This window comes from bacterium, assembly GCA_004299235.1.
Taxonomy (GTDB): Bacteria; Chloroflexota; Dormibacteria; order Dormibacterales; family Dormibacteraceae; genus SCQL01.
In genome coordinates, this window is record SCQL01000056.1 from 1 (window position 1) to 2,186 (window position 2,186).

3 protein-coding genes are annotated in these 2,186 nt (G+C 65.0%); all 3 read left to right on the top strand.

Annotation, left to right across the window (positions count from 1 at the left end):
• On the top strand, positions 1-372 hold a 372-nt coding region (locus EPN29_13860), incomplete at its 5' end, for a TolC family protein (protein ID TAN31265.1).
• Complete coding sequence (locus EPN29_13865) at positions 369-1,388, top strand: efflux RND transporter periplasmic adaptor subunit (GenBank protein TAN31266.1); 1,020 nt, start codon at positions 369-371, stop codon at positions 1,386-1,388. The genes EPN29_13860 and EPN29_13865, both read left to right, overlap by 4 nt.
• On the top strand, positions 1,385-2,186 hold an 802-nt coding region (locus EPN29_13870; GenBank protein TAN31267.1), incomplete at its 3' end, for an efflux RND transporter permease subunit. The genes EPN29_13865 and EPN29_13870, both read left to right, overlap by 4 nt.

Sequence of the window (2,186 nt, forward strand, 5' to 3'; positions counted from 1 at the left end):
AACGCCAATCGGGGCAATATTTCCATTGAGCGCGCAACGCGCAAAAAGCTGTTCGACGAATACCAGAACCGGCTCAACAGCGCCTACAGCGAAGTGGCGACCGCGCTGGACAACCTGCCGCTGCTGCAAGGCCAACTCCAGCAAACCCGGCGCGGCGTTGCCGAGCTTGCGACTGCCGCGCAACGGGCCGAAGCGGCCTACCGCGCCGGCAATCTCGTGGCCCTCGACTACGTGCGGCTGCAGACCGCGCTGCTGGACAAGAGAGTCGAGGCCATCAATCTGCAGGAGGCCCTGATGGAGCAGCAGATCGCCCTGGAGACGCTGCTCGGCCCGAATCTGCCCGAACAAACCAACCAGGGGAGCAGTCGATGATTCGTTACCTCGTGCTTTTGCTGTCTGTATTGATGGGCGCGGCTCCGACATGGGCTGCGGACAGTCCCAGCGTCCAGGTCCAGACCGTGGCATTGACGCAGCAGACGATGACCGACACCGTCTCCGGATACGGCATGGTATCGCCCGACACCCGCGCTCTGCATACCCTCAGTCTGCCGCGCGCCGGCCAGGTTGTCGCGTTGCTGGTCAGCGCCGGTCAAACCGTGAAAAAAGGCATGCCACTGCTGGAATTCGGCACCAGTGCCGAGTCCACGCTGAGCTATCAGCAGGCACGCCAGGCGGTCGATTTCGCGAAAAGCGAAGAGGCGCGCGTCGGCGAACTGGCAAGCCAGCAACTGGCCACGCAATCGCAACTGGCGAATGCCAGGAAGACGCTCGCCGATGCCGAGGCCGCCTTGCGCACCCAGGAAAAAATCGGCGCGAATCGAGCCTCGGAACAGCTTGTGGCCCCTTTCGATGGCGTTGTGATGGCCATACAAGCCGCTCAAGGAGATCGGGTTGCGGCCGGCGCGCCGGTCATGCAACTGGCCCGAGCCGGTGGGCAGCGAGTGCTGGTGGGCGTCGAACCCGATGAGGTCGCCCGGGTGCGCCTGGGCATGTCGGTGAGCATTGCTCCGGTGTTTGGTGTCGGGCATCAAAGCATGGGGCGGGTGACGCAGGTGTTCGGCATGGTCAACCCGCAGACGCAGTTCGTCGATGTCCTGGTGCAACTGCCCGATGCCGCGCTGATTCCGGGCACCCGGGTGCATGCGGAAATTCAGCTGGACCAGCAGACGGGATGGACGGTTCCGCGCTCGGCTGTCCTGTCGGACGCGCAAGGCAGCTACATTTTCCAGGTGCACGATGGCAAGGCCCATCGCGTGAACGTGAAAGCCGGCCTGGAGCACGGCGGACAGGTGCTCGTTCAGGGCGGGTTCGCGAGCGGCGAACCGGTGGTGAGCCTGGGCAACTATGAGTTGCGCGACGGCATGGCGGTGCGCGGGAGCGCGCGATGATGTTCACGCAGTGGATGCAGGGGCACCGCCGCTCGATCCTGTTCCTGTTGGTGTTGTTGGCGCTGGGCGGCGCGATCGCCGCGTTCAAGCTGCCCGTCACCTTGTTCCCCAAGGTGGACTTCCCGCGCGTGGTGGTGTCACTGGACGCCGGCGACCGGCCCGCCGACCTCATGATGCTGACAGTGACCCAGCCAGTGGAGGAAGCGGTGCGCCGCGTGCCCGGCGTGCGCGACGTTCGCTCCACCACCAGCCGGGGCACGGCGGAGGTGTCGGTAAGCTTCGGCTGGGGTACCAACATGGGCCTGGCGACCTCGCAGATCAACGAGGCGGTCGCGCAAATCGTGCCGAACCTGCCGCCCGGCACCAAGTCGGAAACCAAGCGCATGGACCCGACGGTGTTCCCGATCATGGCCTACAGCCTGACGTCCAATACGCTCTCGCAAACTGATCTGTACGATCTCGCGCGCTATCAGTTGCTCCCCCTGCTCTCCGCCGTGGACGGCGTAGCGCGCATTCAGGTGGTAGGCGGCGCGCAGGAGGAATACCAGGTGACGGTCGATCCCGCGCGGCTCACGGCTTACGGACTCTCGCTTGCCGACGTGTCCCGGGCGCTGTCGGCAGCCAACGTGATCACCGCGGTGGGGCGTCTCGAAGGCCACTACAAACTCTACCTGGCGATCTCGGACACGCGCCTGAAGACACTGCGCCAGATTGGCGACACGATAGTCAAGAACAGCCCCAGCGGGATCGTCCGGGTCGAGGACGTGGCGCAGGTGAGCGATGGGGTGGTGCCGCAAT